Here is a 20,334-nt window from a genome sequence, read left to right on the forward strand (position 1 = left end):
CGGACCGGACGCGGTCCCTTCCCCCCGGGTGCCGCGTCCGTGGTCAGAGCCTCTCCCACCGGGTTCAACATCCGATCAACAACCGATCGCCGGGGAATGTCCACAGGCTGTGGACGGTCACCCTGTGGATATGTGGAAAAACCCCTCGGCGACCAGCGGCCGGATGGCCTCCGGCGCCTTCTCCAGCAGGTCATCGGCGTCCTCGCCGGTGAGTTCGGCGATCGCCGCCAGCAGCGGGCCCAGTGGATACTCGCCGTCGCACACCCCGGCGAGCGCCGCCTCCACCGTCCCCACCCGCGCGGTACGGCGCAGCCCCCGGGTCTGCCGGAGCACGATCCCGGACGGGTCCTCGGCGCCGGGCGGGCCGATCCGCTCCTCCAGCACGCCCTCCGCCAGCGCGAGCCGTACACCCGGAAGTTCCGCGCCGGACAACCGGTGCGCCGCCGCGATCGAGCCGAGCACCTCGTCCACGTAGCCGCCCACCGGCAGCTCGACCCGCTGGCCGAGCTCCTCCACCCGCACGACCGGGTCGAGGCTGCCCGAGTCGTGCAGGGTGATCCAGCCGAACCCGATCCCGGTGACGTCCATGGACTCCAGCCACCCGAGCCAGCCGTCGTACAGCTCGCGGTAGCGGGCGGTGCCCTGTTCGGCGGCGTCCCGCAGCCACAGCTCCACGTACTCGGCGGGGTCCTGGACGTCGCGCTGGACCACCCAGCCGTCGCATCCGGTGCCGGTCAGCCAGCCGCCCACCCGGTCGCGCCAGTCCTCGCCCCGGACGTGCAGCCAGTTGGCCAGGAGCTGGCACGTGCCGCCGGGCGCCAGGAACCGGGGGGCCTGCCGTACCAGCTCGCGGCAGAAGCCGTCGGCTTCGAAACCGGACTCGCGGTAGGTGAACCGTCCGGCCGGGGAGATCACGAACGGCGGGTTGGAGACGACGAGGTCGAACCGCTCCCCGGTGACCGGCTCGAACAGCGACCCCTCGCGGGCGTCCACGTCGCGGACCCCGGAGAGCGCCCAGCTGATCCGGGCCAGTTCCAGGGCGCGCGGGTTGACGTCGGTGGCGACGATCTCCCGGGCCCGCCCGGCCAGGTGCAGCACCTGGACCCCGCATCCGGTGCCCAGGTCGAGGGCGCGCTCCACCGGGCGGCGGGTCACGAGCTGGGCCAGGTTCGCCGACGCGCCGCCCGCGCCGACGACGTGGTCGGGGCGCAGCGCCGGGTCCCCGGGGCGGACCTTGCGGTCGGAGACGACGTAGCCGCCGGTCTCCCAGGGCTGGAGGTGGACCGTGGAGACCACCCGGTCGCCGTCGGCGGCCACCAGGCCCGCGGCGGCCAGCTCGGCCACCGGCAGGCCCGCCGGGGCGTCCACCGGCACCCCGAGCCACCACAGCCGGATCAGTGTGCCCAGCGGGTCCCCGTCGCGGGTGGCGCGCAGCGCGGGCACCGTCTCCTCCCGGGACAGCGCGGTGGCGGCGACCTCGCCGAGACGCTCCCGGACGCCGTCGATGGTGTATCCGGCGTCGAGCAGCAGCTCCCTGAGCCGGTCAAACAGATCGTTCACCGGCCCATCCTCGCACCGCGGCCCGGCCGTACCGGACGGATCGGTGTTTCGGTCCGGTGTTCCGGGCGGAGCGGGCCGTACGGCCGGGACAACCGGCGGAAACGGAAAGTGCCGATGGGCCACGGAGAGTGGCAAGCGCCATGAAAGTGCAGGTCAAGCGCGGCAGGATAGCCGTTGATCACGGTGAGTGACCATGACCGGCCGGCACAGCGGCCCCTGGAGGACTTGGATGCCGATCCCCTGCCTCGCCTGCGACACCCCTTTCCGGCCCGACGAGTACTTCCCCGCCTGCCACGACTACGACCGCCGCGCCGACCTGGTGGCCTGGACCTGCCCCCGGTGCGGCAACCGGGACGAGCTGCGGGTCTTCACCGGCGAACTGGTGTACGGCCACGCCCGGCGCGGCGGGTTCGACGCCGAGGACCGGGTGCCCGTCCCCGGCCTGCGCCGCAGGCGGCACGACGCGCGGCTGGACATCACCCTGGACGGGACCACCTGGCGGGTCGCCGCCCGTGCACGGCGGCCGGCGAAGGCTCCGGGGCCTCTTCGCGAGCCCTGAGGAGAGCCGCGCCGCGCGGCGGACGAGGTCCACCGTCCGGGACCCCTGCGCGGGCTCCTCCTGCGCGGGCCCTTCCATCGGCCCTTCCTGCGCGGGCCTTTCCTACGCGGGCTCCTCCTGCGCGGCCTCCTCCTGCGCGGCCTCCGCCTGCGCGGGCTCCGAGGAGGACCGCTGGCGCAGGCTCTGCCAGGCGGCGTCGCACAGACCCGATATCTCGTCCTGGGTCGGCTGGTGGGCGCCGGCGAACCACAGGCGGCACATCTCGGTGGCCGGGCCCAGCCACAGCACGTAACACATGGTCGGGTGGACCGGCTGGAGCAGTCCTTCCTTCATGTGCGGGCGCCACCAGTCGGACACCTGGCGGAAGAAGGCCCGCCGCGACTCCGAGACCTCGGTGCCGCCGGGCTCGTCGCGCCGGGGCGGCCGCTCACTGATCAGCAGATGGGCGCGCTCGCGGTTCTCGCCGCACCAGGCCATGTGCATCGCGACGATGGCCTCGATGCCCTCCCGTGCGGTCTCGTGACGCCGCAGCTCGGCGAGGAACGCCTCCTGGTACATGCGCAGGGTGTCGGCGTAGAGCACGCCGAAGACGTGTTCCTTGCTGGCGAAGTGGTGGTAGAAGCTTCCGACGCTGACGCCGCTCTCGTCGCGGAGGCTGGCCAGAGTGGTGGCCGACACGCCGTCCTGGCTGAACCGCCGCAGGGCGCCCTCGATGATGCGGGAGCGGCCGTCACGTCCGCTCTTGGCAGTCTTCACGGATCCCATGGTGCGGCAACAGAACCTTGTTCCGCAAACGATTCGGGAAACGGCTCCGGCCCGGCCGATCCTAACGCCTCCGTCTCACGGCACCAAGCCGCCGTCCCACGTCACCGCCCACCCGGAAGGACGGGGCGGTGCCCGCGGTGCCTACCCTGAATGCGTGTACCGGTTTCTTCTGACCCCTCGCTGGATCGCCCTGCACGTGGTGGTGCTGCTGGTCATACCCGCCTTCGTGTTCCTGGGCCGGTGGCAGTTCGGGCGTTACGAGGAGCGGTCCACCACCAGCCACCAGACCACCGCCAACCTGGCGGCCGGCCCGGTGCCCGTGGACCGGCTGACCACGCCCGGCGGAGCCGTGCGCGCCCAGGACAAGTACCGCATCGTCACGGCCACCGGGGCGTTCGACACGGCCCACCAGCTCCTGGTGCGCCGCCGCCCCCAGGAGGGTGTACTCGGCTTCTACGTCCTCACCCCGCTGGTCACCGGCGACGGCCAGGCCGTGCTGGTGAACCGGGGCTGGGTCAAGGCCGGCGCGTCGGCCGACGCCGTACCCGACGTCCCGGCCCCGGCGCCGGGCCGGGTGACCGTCACCGGACGGTTGCGCCCCGCCGAGACCGAGGACACCAGCGGCATCAAGGACCGGCCCGGACTTCCCCCGGGCCAGGTCATGCTGATCGACACCGGCCGGATCGGCGACGGCCTGCCGTACCGGCTCTACGGCGGGTTCGTGGAGCTGACCGACCAGTCCCCCCGGGCGGCCGTCGCGCCCGTCCCGGTGCCCGCGCCGGACGTCGGCGAGGGCGGCGGTCTCAACCTCGCGTACGGCGTGCAGTGGTGGCTGTTCATCGCCGTCGCGATCGGCGGCTGGATCCTGCTGATCCGCCGCGAGGCCGCCGACATCCGTGCCGGCCGGACGGCGGACGGATCGGAGCGGGACACGAAGGAGCCCGCCGAACCGATCGACGCCTGACCGGCTCCCACGCCCATCGGCGCCCGGCCGCTTCCCCGGGCAGGGCCCGGGTTCCGTTCCGTGGACCTTTTCGCCTGCCGCGGCCGGTCAGGCGGCCCACGGAACCTAGCCCAGCAGCAGCCTCGCCAGCATGCCGACGCCCATCGCGACGAGCACGGCGACGAGCGCCAGGCCGATCGACATCGCCAAGCCCTGCCAGCCGTTCATCCTCTTCATCGGCGCGGGCCGCCGGTCGCCCCGGAACCACAGCGGCCGGGGCTCCAGCAACAGGAAGCCGATCGCGCCGACCTGTCCCACGGTGAACAGCCAGATCCACGCCCACCGACTGGCCAGCCGGGGCGTCGAGCCGAGCATGATCAGGAAAGAGATCCCCCAGGCGCCCGCGAGCCAGGGGATGCCGCCGTACCGCAGGACCCGGAACGGCCAGTCGGGGAGGATCCTCGACGGGTCGTCCCGGTCGCCGAAGGAGGACACCGCCCGCGGGGGCACCCTGGAGACCTCCGGCCAGAACTCGGCCGCGGCGTACCCCTGCTTCCCGCGGGAGACCGGCAGGTCGACGAGCTGGTGCCAGACGAGGAGTCCCTCGGACCACCTGACCTCCCTGATCAGGCCGCCGTGCTCCCGGTAGAGGACGGCCGACACCCGGTCCGCCGCCACGGCGGCGCGGAAATCGGTCAGGGTCCGCGCGGTGGGCGCGTAGCTCAGCACCGCCACCAGCGCGCCCGTGAGGAGGACCGCCAGCAGCACGATCCGGACGGCCAGGCCGGCGATCCGCCAGGCGTTCCGTACCTCGGCGGGAAAGGGGGTCACCTTTCCTTCATACCTCAGCGGCCCGCCCGTTGGGGGCGATCAGGCGGGGGTGGTCAGCATCGTCAGGGTGAGCATGGCGGTCACGGCGAGGATGAACGCCGCCGGGCCGCCGAGCCTCGCACGCGGCGGCAGCACCTCGTACGGCCGGCGCCACAGCGGGTACGGCTCCAGCAGCGCGTAGAGCGGCGAACCACCGGCCAGCAGGATCCAGAACCACGCCCGGCGGCCGGCGAGGCGGTGGTCCCCGCGGGTGAGCATCATCATCCACACCAGCACCTCGGCCGCCACCGCGAACGGCGCGAACGGCGGCCACCACCGCGCGTAGGCCGGTGAGCCCGCCCGGAGCCACGCGGGCCCGCCACGCACGATCTCCACCGACGGGCCCGCGGCGGCGCGCACCCGGGCCAGGAACGCGCCCTGGCGGCGCTCCAGGGCCGGGCGGACCAGCTCACCCGTCCGGTGGTCCCAGACGTCGTCCGGCTGGCGGTGGGTGGCCTGGGTCCAGGACAGCGGGCCGCGTGACCACGTCAGGGTGCCGTAGGCCGGCCAGTCACGGTCGTAGACGACCGTGGCGACCCTCCCCGCGCGCAGGTCCGCGATGAGCTCCTCGGCGTCACGGCGCGGCAGGTCCTGGTCGGCCAGGACGACGACGAAGGACAGCGCGAGGACGAACAGCAGCACCAGGCGCGCGCCGTGCTCCAGACCGTCCCGCGCCGGAACCACCGTCGGCATGCCGCCCCTCCCGCTCTCGGACCCGCCGGACAGGTTACGGCCGGCGGACCCGCACCCCCGCCCCGCCCCACCTCACCACATGGCACCCCGCCCCGCCGGCCCCCACCTCGCCCCGTCCCGCCTGGCCCCGCCTCACCGCACGGCACCCCGCCGGTCCCCACGCCCTGGCCCGCCGGGCCCCGCCCCGTCCCGCTTGTCAGGCTCACCCGTTGCTCCACCGGTTCTCGTCGCCCGTTCAGCGCGGAACGGATCTTTTTCGGGGAATGCCGTTATCCCGACGATCTACGGGTAGGGGCATTTCTCAGGGCCCGCCACGAGTGGCACCCTCATCGGCGGGCCCGCCCTCCCGGGGCCGCTGCCATCCCCCGGACGGCGGTCCCGGGCCCGGGACGCGAGGGCCGGAAGGCTCGGCCGGGCCCGGCCGAGCCCCTGCGCGCCGCCCCGCGAAGTCGCGAGGTCATGACCCCGGCGCGGGCTTTCGGACCACGCGCGTCAAACCGTGACCCTCTGGCTTGTCCAGTGTTATGGCGGGGACGTACGGTTTACCGCGTGACGACGCCGCTGCTCCCCGACCCCGAGCCCAGGCGGCGGGATTATGTGATCATCTCGGTCGACGACCATCTGATCGAGCCGCCGGACATGTTCGAGGGCCGGCTTCCCGGCAAGTACGCCGAGCTCGCCCCCAAGGTCGTGGAGACCGAGGCCGGACACCAGGTCTGGCGGTACGGCGGCGCGACCTACCCGTGCGCGGGTCTCGACGTGGGCGCGGGTCTGCCCCGGGAGCAGTGGACGCTCGACCCGGTGCGCTTCGAGCACATGCGGCCGGGCTGCCATGACATCGAGGCCAGGATCGACGACATGGACCGCGCCGGGGTCTGGGCGTCGCTGTGCTTCCCCGGCATGCTGGCCCTGCAGTCCGGGATGCTCTTCGCCAAGACCCGTGACCAGGAGCTGGGCCTGGCCGTCACGCGGGCCTGGAACGACTGGCACGTGGAGGTCTGGGCGGGCACCTACCCCGAGCGGATCATCGCCCTGCAGCTCCCCTGGCTGGCCGATCCCGAGATCGCCGCCAAGGAGGTCCGCGACAACGCGGCCCGAGGTTTCAAGGCCGTGCTCTTCCCCGAGTTCCCCACCCGGCTGCGCCTGCCGTCCGTCCACAGCGACCACTGGGACCCGTTCTTCCAGGCGTGCGAGGAGACCGGCACCGTCGTCTGCCTGCACGCCGGGGCCGGTTCGTGGGCCCCGGTGCCGTCCCCGGACACCCCCATCGAGGCGATCACCACGCTGATGCCGGCCAGCGCCATGTTCGCCTGCGCCGACTGGCTCTGGTCGGGCGTCCCGCTGCGGTTCCCGGCCCTGCGCATCCTGATCGTGGAGGGCGGCGTGGGCTGGCTGCCCATGCTCGCCGAGCGGGCCGACTACGCGCTGGACCACCCGGTGGCGGGCGAGGCGCAGTGGGAGGGCGGCCTGAAGCCCAGCGAGGTGCTGCGCCGCAACTTCTACTTCGGCACGCTCAACGACCACGCCCTGTCGGGGGTGCGCCTGGCCGTCGGCCTGGAGCACGTGCTGCTGGAGAGCGGCTACCCGCACTCCGACTCCACCTGGCCCGACACCCAGCAGGCCGTCGCGACGAGCCTGGGCAGGCTGCCGCCCGCCGACATAGCCCGGGTGGCCTACGGCAACGCCGCCCGCCTGTTCGGCCACCCGCTGCCCTCGCGGGCCTGGCTCAGGATGGAGCAGCTCTAGGCTCTGTCCCGCCGCCCCCTCGCGGGCCCGGCTCAGGGCGGCGCAACTTCAAGCTCTGTCACCCGCCGCCCTCGCGGGCCCGGCTGGGGACGGAACGGCTCCGGTCCGCGTGACGGGCCGGCTCAGTCGTGCCGTCCGTGGGGGAACGGACCCGTCGCGGACGGGAACGCCCTGACGCCGTGCCGCTCCCAGTCGACGTAGCGGCCGCTCTCGCCGAGCAGGGAGCCCATCAGCCACAGGAAGACGCCGAAGTCGTCGGCGACCCCGATGAGCGCCAGGAAGTCCGGGACGAGGTCTATGGGAGAGATGATGTAGGCGACGCCGAGACCCAGCATCGCCAGCTTGCCCTTGGTCATGCCCGGATACTGACCGCGCATGACCGCGCCGATCATCTTCGGCACCGCGCGCAGGCGGGTGGCGACGCCGGGGGAACCCGGCCCGGACACCTGCCTGTAGACCCGCCACGCCTGTGCCGCACGCGCCGCCTTCGCCATGGGGGAACCTCCTCGGAAGCACGCTCTTCTGGCGGGGGTCATCTACCCGGCCGCCACACGATATAACGCGTGATTCCTCCGGCCGGTTCCCGCGCGGTCCCGTCCCGTACGCGGACCTCACGATTCCCCGGCCCAGGCTCCCGGGATCCGGCGCCCCGCCTCCGTCCCTCGCCTCCACTCCGTTCCCACCCCCACCCCCGCTTCCGCTTCCGCTTCCGCTTCCGCGACGGAGATCGTGTCCCGTCAGTCCCCGGCCGGCGCCAGCTCCCGTACGGCCCGCTCCAGCGGGACCCCGCCCACCGGGATCGGCGCGAGCACCGGGGTGGTGAGCCCGTTGTCCACGTACTCGCGGATCCTGGCCCGGCACGTCGCCGCGTCGCCGTGCACCACGAGCGCGTCCACGAGCTCGTCCGGGATGGCGCGCAGTGCCCCCTTCCGGTCGCCGGCCGCCCACGCCTCGCGCATCGGGCGCAGCGTCTCACCGCGCCCCAGCCATTCATGGAACGCCGCGTAGGCCGGGACGGTCAGGTATCCGGCGAGCATGCGGCGGGCGAACTCGCGCACCCGGGCGGCGTCCTCGCTGACGCACACGAACAGCCGGGCGATCAGCTCGACGTCCGGGCCGATCTCCGCCCTGACCTTCCGGACGTCCTGCGGCGAGAGCCAGTTCGTGATCGCGCCGTCGGCCTCGGCGGCGGCCAGGCGGAGCATGCGGGGCCGCAGCGCGGCAAGGACGATCTTCGGCGGTGTCTCGGGGGCGCGCTCCAGCCGGAAACCCCTGACCTCGAACGTCTCGTACCGCTCGGTGACCTTCTCGCCGGACAACGCCGCCCTCAGGAAACGGAGCGTGTCTCTCGTCCTGGCGAACGGCTTCGTGAACTCTCCGGCGTTCCAGCCTTCGACGATGACGGGGGAGGAGGCCCCGATGCCCAGGACGAACCGCCCCGGGGCGAGATCGGCGAGCGTGGCGGCCGACATCGCCAGCAGGCCGGGCCCACGGGTGGAGACGGGGACGATCGCGCTGCCGAGCCGTACGCCGGGGGCCCACTCGGCGGCCAGCGCCAGCGGCACGAAGCCGTCGGCGCCGTTCACCTCGGCGGACCAGACGTCGGTGTAGCCGAGCTTCGGCAGCTCGGCCACCAGCTCCCGCGACCCGGCGAGTGTGCGGTCCGAGAAGGGGAGCGTCATTCCCCACCGTGTGCCCGTGGCCATCATGCCGCCTCCGCAGTTACTAGAACGATGTTCTGAAACAGCTTGCCGCATCGGCCCCGGGCCCCGTCAACCGTCCGCCCGCCTCGGCCGTACGGCCGACGACCGGAGAAGATCTTCCCGGGGTGGCCGTTTACCCCTCCGTGACGCTGAGTGAGATGTTAGAACGTTATGGTGACGACGAAGTGGCACGGAAGACGGCACGGAAGACGAGGACGCGGGCCACGGGCGGCGGTCTCGGTGGCCGCCGCGGCCTGCCTGGCGGCCCTCGCGCCGGCCTGGGCCGGTGACGCGGCCGCCGGAGCGCGGCCTGGCGGCCTGCCCGGCACCGCCGCTCGGCCGTACTGCGCGGCCGCCGCCGCACGATCGGGTGTTCCGGGGCGGGACACTCCGACCGGCCCGCTCGATGCGACCGGCGGGAACGATCCGAACGGCCCGGCACGGGTGAGCGTGGGAAACGACCCGAGCGATCCGAACGGCCCGGCACGGGTGAGCGTGGGAAACGACCCGAGCGGCCCGGCACGGGTGAGCGTGGGGCCGGGACTCGTGGAGGTGATCCTGGGCGTACGCCTGGGGACATGCGGGGCGTGCCCGCAACCCTGCCCCCCGGTCATCGTCCCGGCGCACCCCGTTCCGAGTCCTGTACGGCCCTCTGAGCCGCCCGTTCCGGTTCCGGAGCCCGCGCCTCCGACGCCACCCGCCCCGACACCGGTGGCTCCGGTGACGCCGGCGGTGCCGGCGATGCCCGCCGTGCCGGACCCACCGGAGCCACCGGCCTCGCCGGAGCCACCGGAGACGCGGGCCCCCGCCCCGCCCTCCCATCCGCCGCGGCGGCCCGAGCCCCGGCCCGTCGAGCCCGCCGTGCGCTTCCGCCAGGCCGTCGTCCCGCCGGAGGCGCCCGAGCCCACCCCGTCGCCGTCCGCCACGCCCCGGCCGGCCGTACCCTCCTTCGCACCCCTGGCCGCGCGCAGGCCGATGGTGCTGGACCGCTTCGCCGACCGGCGCCGGGGCACCGACCGCAGGCTGGTCATCCTGGTGGTCTTCACCGGTGTCATCTCGGTGAGCGCCGCCGCCGCGCTGAAGAGCCGCTCCCGCCGCTGAGCGGACACCGGGGAGCACGCACGGAAACAGGCCGCCGCCGGGGCCGTGACCCCGGCGGCGAGCCCGGACGGCGCCTCGCTCACCCCTGCGAGGGCTGCGGGAACTGTCCGTCGATCCGGTCGTACTGATGCTGGGCGGTCCGCAGGGCGTCGGGCCCGACCGCGCCGATCCCGGTGAAGGGATGGCTGATCAGCATGATGAAGCCGATGCCGATGACCACCACGCCCACCCGTACGGCGTCGCTGATCACGGACTGACGCGTGGGCCTCATCCCGAGCGTCCAGGGCAGCGCGATGACCAGTGCCCCCGAGACGATCATCGAGATCACGAAGATGCTCTCCAGACCGCCCTCGGCGTCGTCGGCGCGTACGGCGCGCGCGTGCGCGACCTCGGAGGCCCGGAGGAGCGCGTCCTGGCGGAGGCTCTCGGCCTCCTTCCCGGCCGGCCGGAGCCGGAGGGTCGCGGCACGCATGTCCTCGAGGATCCTCGACGGGACGGGGGACATCTCGCCCTCGGCCATCAACGGCCAGTCGAGGTTGGCGCTCTGCGCCGAGTACTCGCGGATCTGGGTCCGGATCTGCGCCGCCTCGGGGATCGGGGCCACCGACCAGTACATCTCGGTCAGGGTCTCCGCCTCCGCCTGGACGTCGGCCTGCGAGGTGGAGATCGCGTCGCGGCAGAGCACCGCGGCGTAGGCCAGCACGAGGAGATAGACGGCGAGGGCGAGGTTGGCGGAGAAGTCGACCGAGGTCGCCCCCCGCTCCTCGTCCGGCCTGCCTCTCCGGCGAAGCGCGAGAAGCGTGAGCAGCGTGACGGCGGTGGTCGAGACCACCAGGACGGTTACCCAGGCCATGGGACCCCCTCGGAGTAGTCATGAGAATAACTACCGAGGGTAATGAATCGGTTACCGAAATTCTCGGGTTCGGGCCCGCCGTCGTACGCGGAATCCGTGAATTCCCGCGACGAGACCGCAGGAGAGGGCCGCGGACCCCGTGACGAGATCACGCGGGAAGGCCGCGGACCCATGACAGAGCTCCGCGGGAAGGACACGGACCTCCGCTGCGAGGTCACGCCCGCAGCTCGTGGAGCCCCGCGATGAAGTCGCGGGCGACGCCGCGCAGACCCGGCAGGTGGGAGAGCCCGACCAGCCGGTCCACCAGTGGGACGACCAGCTCGATGAGCCGGTACGTCCTCCGGCACCCCTCCGACGTGTCGTGCACCCAGAAGAGCACGACCCCCATCGACAGCAGCCACAGCAGTTCGGGCAGCTCGGCCCGCAGCTCGGCGTCCATGCGCTCGGCCGAACCCTCCACCACCGTGCGGTAGACGGCGATCGAGGAGTCCCGGGCGGGCGAGGTCTCGGCGCTGAAGGGGTTGAGGGGGTTGTTCGGCTCGGCCGCGTGCTTGAAGAACTTCACCGCGAACTCGTGGTACGGCTCGGAGACCCGCACCCACTCCCGCAGCACGCCGCTCAGCCGCGCGGCGAAGGCGCTCTCCCGGCGCAGCACCTCCTCGCACGCCGTCTCGTGCTCGTCCTGTGCCCGGTCGTAGTACGCCTGGACGAGGGCCTCCTTGGAGGCGAAGTAGTAGTAGGCGTTCCCCACCGAGACGCCGGCTTCGGCGGCGATGGCCCTCATCGTCGTGGCCTCGTATCCCCGTTCGCGAAACAGCCGCAGGGCCGTCTCGACGATGACTTCACGGGTCTTGTCTGATCCTCGGCTTCTCTGGGTCGGCTCAGCCACGTTCGTCACTGTACGACCCCGTGACCCCGTTGTTGATCCACGACCCGGCGGGCGAACGGGTCAGGTCATCGAGCCGCACGATGATCACCATTAAAGGGCAAATTCGAGACTTTCTGAGGAGTCGTACCAGTTCGATCGTGGGATTGAACCCCTTGGCGGAAGGGCTCCCGCGACAAGGGATGAAGAATGGGAGCACCTCCCCGTAGACGTGGCGCCTCCTGGCTCGCGTCCGGAGCATTTCTGGTTCTGCCCGCGGCGCTCACCACGGTGACCGCGGGAAGCGCCGCCGGAGCCGTCACACGCCCGGCCGGTCTCGTGGCCGCGGACCCGCTGATGGACGCGGGCCCTGTCACGGCGGCACACCCGCTCATGATGTCAGGTTCGCCCACGGTGGCGGATTCGCTGACGGCGACGGGTCCGCTGATCACCGCGGGGTCACCCGCCCTCCTGAGCCCGCTGACCGCCGCGATACCACCCGTCCTCACGGGACCGCTGACCGCCGACCGGCCGATGGCGGGTGCCGGAGCGTCGGCGGGCGCGGGCATGGGGGCGGTGGCGGGCATGGGGGCGGTGGCGGGTGCCGGGTCGGCGGCGGGCGCGTGGACCGCCGGCGCCGAGTCGGCCGCGGAAACAGGGTCGGTCGCGGAAACAGGGTCGACCGCGGACACCGGAACAGCCGCGGACACGGGATCGACCGCGGACATGGAATCGACGTCGGACGATCTGGCCGCCGACCCGAGGTCCCCGAGGGTGCGGGGCGCCAGGACCGCGAGCACCAGGGCGGCTGTGCGGGCGGTGACGAAGACCGCGAGGGCGACGAGGGCCGCCGGACGAGCGAAGGTCGCCGCGGGCGCGAAAGCCGTCTCGGCGCGCCGGACCGTCTCTGCGCGGAAGGCCGTCTCTGCGCGGAAGACCGCCGAAAGCACGAAGACCGCCGAGGGCACGAAGGCCGTTCCCGCGAGGCAGGGCACCGGGAGCGCGAGGACGGCCCCCGTGAGGGGGGTCATCGCCCCGAGGAAGACCGCCCTCGCGGAGAGGACCGCCCCTGGCACGAAGGGCGCCCCGGCGGTGAAGCCCGCAACCGAGGCGAGGAGCGCGGCGACGAAGGCCACGGCGATGAAGACCACGGCCGAGGCGGAATCGACCACGGGCGTCAGGAATGTCCCGGCGGCGAAAACCGCGGCGGCGGTGAAACCCGCGGCGGCGAAGCCGGCCACCGGCACCGAGGCCGCTCCCGTGGCGAAACCCGTAGCGAAGACCGGGGCGAAGACCGGGGCGAAGACCGGGGCGAAGACCGCGACGGAGGCGAAACCGGCCACGGCTTCCGGGCGCGCTCCCGTGGCGAAGACCGCGGCCGAGGCGAAACCGGCCGCGCGCACGGAGGCGGCGAGCGTCAGGACCACGAGCGCGAAGACCACGCGCGTGCTGCCCGTACGTCTCACCCAGGCCCAGGCCGCGCACCGGCTGAAACGCTCGGGCCTGTCCTGGAAGTCCACCGGGGGATGCGTGGACCGCACGGTGGGGCACTGCACCTCGCTGGACACCGTACGGAGGACCACCGTCACCTCCGTGATCGCGCTAAGACGGGCGAGCGGATGCCCGATCGTCATCACCGGCGGCACCGAGGTCGGCCACGCCCCCGGCCGCTACAGCCACGCCAAGGGCTACAAGCTGGACATCCAGCCGAACTCATGCGTCAACGACTACATCACCCGGCACTATCCGTTCGACGGCATCCGCGACGACGGCGCTCCGCTCTACCGGGCACCGAACGCCCTCTACGCCCGCGAGCTGGACCACTGGGACATCCTGTTCTTCGACACCGGGACACCGTGACGCCTTCTCCGGCGCCCGGGACGCATGAAAGCACAGGACCCGCACCCCGGACACCGCGACCGCCGCGGCCCGTGGACACCGCCATGCGACGACCGCCACGACACCCCGGCCCCGCGGGCCCTGACATCGTGATCGGCGAGCGACGGACACCCGCCGCAGGTCAGGCCGCCTTCTGCCGTACGGCGGACCGCCTCCCGCCGTACGGCGCGCCGTACGACGGGAGGCGGTGACGACCGGACCGGCCGGATCCGAACGGGCCGGACCGGTCCGACGGGTCTGCAGGGTCAGGCGAACTCGGCCGCGACCAGCTCGGCGATCTCCGCGGCGTTCAGGGCCGCACCCTTGCGGAGGTTGTCCCCGCAGACGAACAGGTCGAGGGTGTTCGGGAAGTCGAGCGCCTGGCGGATCCGGCCGACATAGGTCGGGTCGGTGCCGACGACGTCGGCCGGGGTCGGGAAGACGCCGTTGGCCGGGTCGTCCATGACGACCACGGTGGGCGCGGCCTCCAGGATCCGGTGGGCGTCGGCGACGGTGATCTCGCGCTCGAAGGTCGCGTGCACGGCCAGCGAGTGGGTCGTGATCACCGGCACCCGCACGCAGGTCGCCGAGACCTTCAGGTCGTCGATCCCGAGGATCTTCCGGGACTCGTTGCGGAGCTTGAGCTCCTCGGAGGCCCAGCCGCCGTCCTTGAGCGAGCCCGCCCACGGCACGACGTTGAACGCCACCGGGGCCGGGAACGGCGACTCGGCCTCGCCCAGCGCGTTCTGCAGGGCCTTGCGCACGTCGCCGGCGGTCTGCCCGACCGTCCGGTCGCCGGCCAGGGCCTCGACCTCGTCGTAGAGGCGCGCCGAGCCCGCCACGCCCGCGCCGGAGACCGCCTGGTAGGAGGCGACCACCAGCTCGCGCAGGCCGTACTCGGCGTGCAGCGCGCCCATCGCGGCCATCATCGACAGCGTGGTGCAGTTGGGGGTGGAGATGACGCCCAGCGGCCGCTCCCGCGCGGCCTCGGGGTTCACCTCCGGCACGACCAGCGGCACCTGGGGGTCCATCCGGAAGGTCCCGGACTTGTCGATGACGATCGCGCCGCGCTCGGCTGCGACCGGCACCCACATCGCGGAGACCTCGTCCGGCACGTCGAAGATCGCGATGTCGACGCCGTCGAAGACCTCGGGGGCCAGCTCCCTGACGACCACGTCCTCACCGCGGACCCGGAGGACCTTCCCGGCAGACCGGGCGGACGCGACGAGCTTGATCTCGCCGTAGACGTCCTCCCGCTGGGAGATGATGTCGCGCATGACGGTGCCCACGGCACCGGTCGCGCCGATCAGGGCGAGGGTCGGCTTGCGGCTCATCGTCCGGTACCTCCGTAGACCACTGCCTCGACCTGGTCGGCGTCGAGGTTGAACGCGTGGTGCGCGGCGGTGACCGCCGCGTCGACCTCGTCCTGCCCGACGACCACCGAGATGCGGATCTCCGAAGTGGAGATCATCCCGATGTTCACCCCCGCGTCGGCGATGGCGGCGAAGAACGTCGCGGTGACGCCGGGGTGCGAGCGCATGCCCGCGCCGATCAGCGACACCTTGCCGATCTGGTCGTCGAAGAGCAGCGACTCGAACCCGATGCGGTCCTGGATCTTCTTCAGTGCGGTCAGCGCCGTGGAGCTGTCGGTCGTGGGCAGCGTGAAGGAGATGTCCGTACGGCCGGTCGCCGCCGCCGACACGTTCTGCACGATCATGTCGATGTTGATCTCAGCGTCCGCCAGCGTCTTGAAGATCGTGGCAGCCTCGCCGACCTTGTCGGGCACCCCGACAACGGTGATCTTGGCCTCGCTCCGGTCGTGCGCGACGCCGGAGATTATCGGCTGCTCCATCTCTGTTCCCTCACTGTCGGGGTCGGAGACGACCCACGTGCCTTCCTTGGTGCTGAACGAGCTTCTGACGTGGATCGGCAGGTCGAACCGGCGCGCGTACTCCACGCAGCGGAGGTGCAGGATCTTCGCCCCGCAGGCCGCCATCTCCATCATCTCGTCATAGGAGATCCTGGGGATCTTACGGGCGGCCGGGACGATGCGCGGGTCGGCGGTGAAGACGCCGTCCACGTCGGTGTAGATCTCGCAGACGTCGGCTTCCAGCGCGGCGGCGAGGGCGACGGCGGTCGTGTCGGAACCGCCCCGGCCGAGCGTGGTGATGTCCTTGGTGTCCTGGGAGACTCCCTGGAATCCCGCCACGATCGCGATCTGGCCGTCGCCGAGGGCCTCCTGGATCCGGCCGGGCGTCACGTCGATGATGCGCGCGCGGCCGTGGGAGGAGTCGGTGATGACACCGGCCTGGGAGCCGGTGAAGGACCGGGCCTCGTGGCCGAGGTTGGCGATCGCCATCGCCAGCAGCGCCATCGAGATGCGCTCACCGGAGGTGAGGAGCATGTCGAGCTCGCGGCCCGGGGGCAGCGGCGAGACCTGCTGGGCGAGGTCCAGCAGTTCGTCGGTGGTGTCGCCCATCGCCGAGACGATCACCACGACGTCGTTGCCGGCTTTTTTCGTCGCGACGATCCGCTGCGCGACCCGCTTGATGCAGGACGCGTCGGCGACGGACGAACCACCGTATTTCTGTACAACGAGCGCCACGAGATCTCTCCGAAGCAATCTGGGGCTGTGGAGTCCACAGTCTACTTGCGCCCCGTCGAGCTCTCTCGGGCCTGACCACCATGTGGGACGGTCAGACCGTGGTACGCTCCTCCGCCACGTCGAGGCGCGTGTGCGCGACGAGCGCCTGGAGTGCCCGCAGGGCGGCGCCCGCGTGGTTGCCCCACGTGTTGAAGTAGGAGTACTGCCACCACCACAGCGCCTCCAGCGGACGGCCCGCCTGGTAGTGCCGGAGCCCGTGGATGAGATCGGCGGCCACCGCGGTCAGGTCGTCCGACAGCCGGTAGGGCGTCACCGAGGTGTCCTTGTAGGGGTCGAAGACCTCGGCGTAGTCGTCGACCGGGCCCAGGCGCTCGGCGAGGTCGGTGCGGACGCCGTCGACGTCGGGGTCCTCACTCAGGTGCGGCTCCCAGTTTCCTGACAGGATCACGTCCTGGCAGGCGCCGAGCTGGGCCCCGGCCGAACTGACCTGGGCCACCTCCACCAGCAGCAGCGGCAGGATGGCGTCGCCGCCCTCGCCGCCCGCCAGCCGGGTCAGCCCGTCGATGTAGTCACGCGCGTGGACGGCGATCCGGTCGGCCAGAGCGGCCCATGCGTCAGACATCCAGCAGCCTTCTTCCTTCGAACGCGCGGCCCAGGGTGACCTCGTCGGCGTACTCGAGGTCACCGCCCACGGGCAGGCCGCTGGCGAGTCGTGTGACTTTCAGACCCATCGGCTTCACCAGACGGGCGAGGTACGTCGCCGTCGCCTCCCCCTCCAGGTTGGGGTCGGTGGCGATGATCAGCTCCGTCACCCGGCCGTCGGCCAGGCGCGTCATCAGTTCCCGGATGCGCAGATCGTCGGGGCCGATCCCGTCGATCGGGCTGATCGCCCCGCCGAGCACGTGGTAGCGGCCACGGAACTCACGGGTCTTCTCGATGGCCACCACGTCCTTGGACTCCTCCACGACGCAGATGACGTGGGTGTCGCGCCGGGCGTCACGGCAGATCCGGCACTCCTCCTCGGCGGCGACGTTGCCGCAGACACGGCAGAAGCGGACCTTGTCCTTGACCTCCAGCAGGGCGTGGGCGAGCCGCTTGACGTCGGCGGGCTCCGCTGCCAGCAGATGGAACGCGATCCGCTGCGCGCTCTTGGGACCGACGCCCGGCAGCATGCCGAGCTCGTCGATCAGGTTCTGGAGGACCCCTTCGTACATGGCTTCAGAATCCGGGAAGCTGGCCGAGGCCGCCCCCGCCGCCGAGGCCCTGCGCGAGCGGCCCGAGCTTCTCCTGCTGGAGGTCGGCCGCCGAGCGCACGGCGTCCCGGATGGCGGCGATGACCAGATCGGCGATCGTGTCGGCCGTCTCCTGGCGGTCGCCGGCGTCGACGGCCTCCGCGCTGATCTTCAGTTCGAGCAGTTCGCCGCTGCCGTTGACCGTGGCCACGACGAGCCCGCCGCCCGCCGAGCCCTCCACCTGGGCGTCGTTCAGCTCCTGCTGGGCGCTGACGAGCTGCTGCTGCATGAGCTGCGCCTGCTCCAGCAGTTGCTGCAGGTTTACATCCCCTGGGTTCACCGTCGTGTGCTCCTCGTCCGTGACGTCAGTCGTCACGAGCCTACGGGGTCCGGACCGGCTGTTGCACTGGCCCGGGCACGTGTTCCCCAGGGGAGGCGGCTAAACCACTGTCGGGTCCCGGCCCCCCTCCAGACGTCCGGGACCCGACATGACACGCACCGGATCGGCCGCGTACGGCGACGTGTTGACGGAAATTTAACCGGACCCGGGCCCGTCACACATTGCATTTGTTCAATAACCCCGCGCATCTTCCCCGCGCCGGCTCCGTACAGCCCTGCCCGTACGGCCCTGTACGGCTTCCGTACGGCGCGGCGTCGCGCGTCGGCCGCGCGTCAGGTGTGGTCGATCTCCTCGATGATCTGACCGCCCAGCTCACGCTGGATGAGCGCCATGCCGGTCAGCGCGTCGACGTCGGCGTCCGCGTCGTTCAGCGGGTCGACCTCGTCGCCGTCCGGCGCGGGGCCGCGCCCCGGCACCTTGTCCGGCCAGGCGGGCCTGGCGCCGCCGGCTCTCGGGCCCGTCTGCGCCGCCGCCCTCGCGGCCGAGCGGGCGGCGGCGAGACCGGGGGCCGGGGAGGGCGGTGAGCCGGGGTCGTCGGGAAGCGGCGCGTCCGGCCACGAGTCGTCGGCGGGCGGGGAGGACCGGCGCGCGGGAGGGGCCTGCCGGGCCGCCGGGACCTGCGCGGAGCCGGCCCCCGGAACCGGTCCCTGCGCGGAACCCGGGGCGGATCCCGGAGCCGGCCCCGAAGCGGGCCCCGGGGCGGGGTCCTGGCCCGGCCGGGCCGGCTGCGGGGCGGGCTGGACCGGCTGGGGCGGCGGGCCCGCCGGGGGGCGGGCGCCGCCGGGCGGGCCGCCGCCCACCACGACGGCCTCGACCTTCCAGGAGCCGCCCAGGACGTCCTGGAGGGCCGCCGCGACGACGACGTCCTTGCCGCCGCCGGTGAAGTTGCGCATCGCGCCGACCTGGGCGAACCCGAGCGTGACGAGCTTCCCCTCGACCCCCACGACCTGGGCGTTGGTGTTCACGTTCGCCCAGACGACGATGCTGCGCCGCTTCAGGGCGGCGAGCACCTGCGGCCACGCCTGCTGCACCGCCGCGGCCCCCGTACCGGTCACCGCGTCGGCGGCCGGGGCGGCCGGAGCCGTCGAGGGGGCCTGGGCCGTGGGCGCCGCGGGGGCCTGGGATTCCGCCGCCGGGACGCCCGGCCGGTTCACGGCGGGCCAGTCCTCGTCCGCGCGGGGCCGCTGCGCCGGGGCGGGAGCCGTACCGGCGGAGGGCGCCGGAGCCTGTGCGGGCGGTGGGACCGGGGACTGCGCGGACGGCACGGCCTGGGCCGCCGCGGAGAGGCCCGCCGCGGCCGGAGCCGCCGGCGACGCGTCCCCCGGGGAGGCGACCGCTGGGGAGGCGACCGCCCGCACGGGCGGGACGCCGACGGCGGGGACGGCGGGAGCCGCCGTGAGGCCGCCGCGCTCCAGCCGTTCCAGGCGGGTCAGCAGCGCCGCCTCGTCACGGCCGGTCCCGGGCAGAAGCGTCCGGGCGCACATCAGTTCCAGCATCAGCCGGGGCGAGGCCGCGCCGCGCATCTCGGTCAGGCCCGCGTTGAAGATCTCGGCGGCGCGGGTCAGCTCGGCCGGACCCATCGAGGCGGCCTGCTCGCGGAGCCGGTCGAGCTCGTCGGCGGGCCGGTCGAGCAGCCCGCTCTCGGCCGCCTCGGGCACGTTGGCCAGGATCACCAGGTCGCGGAAGCGCTCCAGCAGGTCCATCGCGAACCTGCGGGGGTCGTGGCCCCCCTCGACCACCCGGCCGACCGTCTGGAAGACCCGGGCGCCGTCGCGGGCGGCGAAGGCGGCGACCACGTCGTCGAGCAGGCCGCCGTCGGTGTAGCCCAGCAGGGAGACGGCGCGCGCGTAGGTGATGCCCGATTCGTCGGACCCGGCGAAGAGCTGGTCGAGGATGGACAGCGAGTCACGGGCCGAGCCGGCGCCCGCCCGGATCACCAGCGGCAGCGCGGCCGGCTCGAACGGGACCTTCTCGGCGGTGAGGATCTCCTCCATGAGCGCGCGCAGCGCGGCGGGCGGGATCAGCCGGAAGGGGTAGTGGTGGGTCCGGGACTTGATCGTCCCGATGACCTTCTCGGGCTCGGTCGTCGCGAAGACGAACTTCAGGTGCGGCGGGGGCTCCTCGACGAGCTTTAGCAGCGCGTTGAAACCCTCGCGGGTCACCATGTGCGCCTCGTCGATGATGTAGATCTTGAAGCGTGCCGACACCGGCGCGAAGAAGGCCCGCTCACGCAGGTCGCGGGCGTCGTCCACGCCACCGTGCGAGGCGGCGTCGATCTCGATGACGTCGAGGTGTCCGGGACCGGTGGGGGCCAGCGCGACGCAGGACTCGCACTTTCCGCAGGGATCGGGCGTCGGCCCCTGCTCGCAGTTCAGCGAGCGGGCCAGGATCCGGGCGCTGGAGGTCTTGCCGCAGCCCCTGGGCCCGCTGAACAGGTAGGCGTGGCTGATCCGGCCGCTCCGCAGCGCCTGCCGCAGCGGCTCTGTGACGTGCTCCTGGCCCTTGACCTCGGCGAAGGTCCCGGGCCGGTACTTGCGGTAAAGCGCAAGACTCATGCGACG

Annotated in this window: 20 protein-coding genes; 5 read left to right on the forward strand and 15 right to left on the reverse strand. The window is 72.7% G+C overall.

All coding sequences use genetic code 11. The features are described from left to right. Positions 1 to 117: 117 nt before the first annotated feature. The gene (locus ACFYSC_RS15330) at positions 118 to 1,560 is read right to left on the reverse strand and encodes a methyltransferase (protein ID WP_389961422.1); all 1,443 of its coding nucleotides are present in this window, start codon (positions 1,558 to 1,560) and stop codon (positions 118 to 120) included. 229 nt (positions 1,561 to 1,789) lie between these two features. On the opposite strand from ACFYSC_RS15330, the gene ACFYSC_RS15335 reads away from it, so the two are divergent. Continuing rightward, positions 1,790 to 2,119 carry a hypothetical protein gene (locus ACFYSC_RS15335; protein WP_389961424.1) on the forward strand — a complete coding sequence of 110 codons (330 nt, stop codon included), beginning with the start codon at positions 1,790 to 1,792 and terminating at the stop codon, positions 2,117 to 2,119. A gap of 102 nt (positions 2,120 to 2,221) precedes the next feature. Here the strand turns inward: ACFYSC_RS15335 and ACFYSC_RS15340 are convergent, their stop codons facing one another. Next, entirely contained in the window at positions 2,222 to 2,875 is a 654-nt protein-coding gene (locus ACFYSC_RS15340) for a TetR/AcrR family transcriptional regulator (RefSeq protein WP_389961426.1), read from the reverse strand. Positions 2,876 to 3,038: 163 nt separating this feature from the next. On the opposite strand from ACFYSC_RS15340, the gene ACFYSC_RS15345 reads away from it, so the two are divergent. Next, positions 3,039 to 3,848 (forward strand): SURF1 family protein, encoded by an 810-nt coding sequence (locus ACFYSC_RS15345; protein ID WP_389961428.1) that lies wholly within the window; start codon positions 3,039 to 3,041, stop codon positions 3,846 to 3,848. A gap of 105 nt (positions 3,849 to 3,953) precedes the next feature. Here the strand turns inward: ACFYSC_RS15345 and ACFYSC_RS15350 are convergent, their stop codons facing one another. Together ACFYSC_RS15350 and ACFYSC_RS15355 are read right to left on the reverse strand one after the other, a co-directional pair. Then, positions 3,954 to 4,658 (reverse strand): hypothetical protein, encoded by a 705-nt coding sequence (locus ACFYSC_RS15350; RefSeq protein WP_389961430.1) that lies wholly within the window; start codon positions 4,656 to 4,658, stop codon positions 3,954 to 3,956. Positions 4,659 to 4,697: 39 nt separating this feature from the next. Beyond that, the gene (locus ACFYSC_RS15355) at positions 4,698 to 5,390 is read right to left on the reverse strand and encodes a hypothetical protein (RefSeq protein WP_389961432.1); all 693 of its coding nucleotides are present in this window, start codon (positions 5,388 to 5,390) and stop codon (positions 4,698 to 4,700) included. A gap of 549 nt (positions 5,391 to 5,939) precedes the next feature. On the opposite strand from ACFYSC_RS15355, the gene ACFYSC_RS15360 reads away from it, so the two are divergent. After that, positions 5,940 to 7,136, forward strand: a complete 1,197-nt coding sequence (locus ACFYSC_RS15360) for an amidohydrolase family protein (protein ID WP_389961434.1) — start codon at positions 5,940 to 5,942, stop codon at positions 7,134 to 7,136. A 122-nt stretch (positions 7,137 to 7,258) separates the two neighbouring features. Here the strand turns inward: ACFYSC_RS15360 and ACFYSC_RS15365 are convergent, their stop codons facing one another. Beyond that, a complete protein-coding gene (locus ACFYSC_RS15365; RefSeq protein ID WP_389961436.1) occupies positions 7,259 to 7,630 on the reverse strand; it encodes a YkvA family protein in 372 nt (123 codons plus the stop codon). A 243-nt stretch (positions 7,631 to 7,873) separates the two neighbouring features. Next, positions 7,874 to 8,818 (reverse strand): LLM class F420-dependent oxidoreductase, encoded by a 945-nt coding sequence (locus ACFYSC_RS15370; RefSeq protein WP_362932597.1) that lies wholly within the window; start codon positions 8,816 to 8,818, stop codon positions 7,874 to 7,876. A gap of 882 nt (positions 8,819 to 9,700) precedes the next feature. On the opposite strand from ACFYSC_RS15370, the gene ACFYSC_RS15375 reads away from it, so the two are divergent. Then, positions 9,701 to 9,940 carry a hypothetical protein gene (locus tag ACFYSC_RS15375; RefSeq protein ID WP_362932595.1) on the forward strand — a complete coding sequence of 80 codons (240 nt, stop codon included), beginning with the start codon at positions 9,701 to 9,703 and terminating at the stop codon, positions 9,938 to 9,940. 79 nt (positions 9,941 to 10,019) lie between these two features. On the opposite strand, the gene ACFYSC_RS15380 is transcribed toward ACFYSC_RS15375, so the two are convergent. From ACFYSC_RS15380 to ACFYSC_RS15390, 3 genes are all read right to left on the reverse strand, one after another. Beyond that, the gene (locus tag ACFYSC_RS15380; RefSeq protein ID WP_362932593.1) at positions 10,020 to 10,793 is read right to left on the reverse strand and encodes a hypothetical protein; all 774 of its coding nucleotides are present in this window, start codon (positions 10,791 to 10,793) and stop codon (positions 10,020 to 10,022) included. Between the two features lie 214 nt (positions 10,794 to 11,007). Continuing rightward, complete coding sequence (locus ACFYSC_RS15385) at positions 11,008 to 11,682, reverse strand: TetR/AcrR family transcriptional regulator (RefSeq protein WP_389961439.1); 675 nt, start codon at positions 11,680 to 11,682, stop codon at positions 11,008 to 11,010. Between the two features lie 65 nt (positions 11,683 to 11,747). Further along, positions 11,748 to 13,100, reverse strand: coding sequence for a hypothetical protein (locus ACFYSC_RS15390; protein WP_389961441.1), 1,353 nt, complete (start codon positions 13,098 to 13,100; stop codon positions 11,748 to 11,750). A 4-nt stretch (positions 13,101 to 13,104) separates the two neighbouring features. Between ACFYSC_RS15390 and ACFYSC_RS15395 the strand changes: the two genes are divergently transcribed. Beyond that, entirely contained in the window at positions 13,105 to 13,518 is a 414-nt protein-coding gene (locus ACFYSC_RS15395) for a hypothetical protein (RefSeq protein WP_389961443.1), read from the forward strand. 284 nt (positions 13,519 to 13,802) lie between these two features. Here the strand turns inward: ACFYSC_RS15395 and ACFYSC_RS15400 are convergent, their stop codons facing one another. The 6 genes from ACFYSC_RS15400 to ACFYSC_RS15425 form a co-directional block, all read right to left on the reverse strand. After that, a complete protein-coding gene (locus tag ACFYSC_RS15400; RefSeq protein ID WP_389961445.1) occupies positions 13,803 to 14,870 on the reverse strand; it encodes an aspartate-semialdehyde dehydrogenase in 1,068 nt (355 codons plus the stop codon). Beyond that, complete coding sequence (locus ACFYSC_RS15405; protein WP_362932585.1) at positions 14,867 to 16,141, reverse strand: aspartate kinase; 1,275 nt, start codon at positions 16,139 to 16,141, stop codon at positions 14,867 to 14,869. Before ACFYSC_RS15405 ends, ACFYSC_RS15400 begins: the two co-directional genes overlap by 4 nt. 91 nt (positions 16,142 to 16,232) lie before the next feature. Beyond that, positions 16,233 to 16,763, reverse strand: a complete 531-nt coding sequence (locus tag ACFYSC_RS15410) for a DUF5063 domain-containing protein (protein WP_362932583.1) — start codon at positions 16,761 to 16,763, stop codon at positions 16,233 to 16,235. Beyond that, positions 16,756 to 17,355, reverse strand: a complete 600-nt coding sequence (gene recR / locus ACFYSC_RS15415; protein WP_362932581.1) for a recombination mediator RecR — start codon at positions 17,353 to 17,355, stop codon at positions 16,756 to 16,758. Before recR ends, ACFYSC_RS15410 begins: the two co-directional genes overlap by 8 nt. 4 nt (positions 17,356 to 17,359) lie before the next feature. Continuing rightward, the gene (locus tag ACFYSC_RS15420; protein ID WP_362932823.1) at positions 17,360 to 17,713 is read right to left on the reverse strand and encodes a YbaB/EbfC family nucleoid-associated protein; all 354 of its coding nucleotides are present in this window, start codon (positions 17,711 to 17,713) and stop codon (positions 17,360 to 17,362) included. A gap of 332 nt (positions 17,714 to 18,045) precedes the next feature. Continuing rightward, entirely contained in the window at positions 18,046 to 20,328 is a 2,283-nt protein-coding gene (locus ACFYSC_RS15425; protein WP_389961449.1) for a DNA polymerase III subunit gamma and tau, read from the reverse strand. Positions 20,329 to 20,334 lie beyond the last annotated feature (6 nt).

Origin of the sequence: Streptosporangium sp. NPDC004379 (genome assembly GCF_042873875.1) — a bacterium.
Lineage (GTDB): Bacteria > Actinomycetota > Actinomycetes > Streptosporangiales > Streptosporangiaceae > Streptosporangium.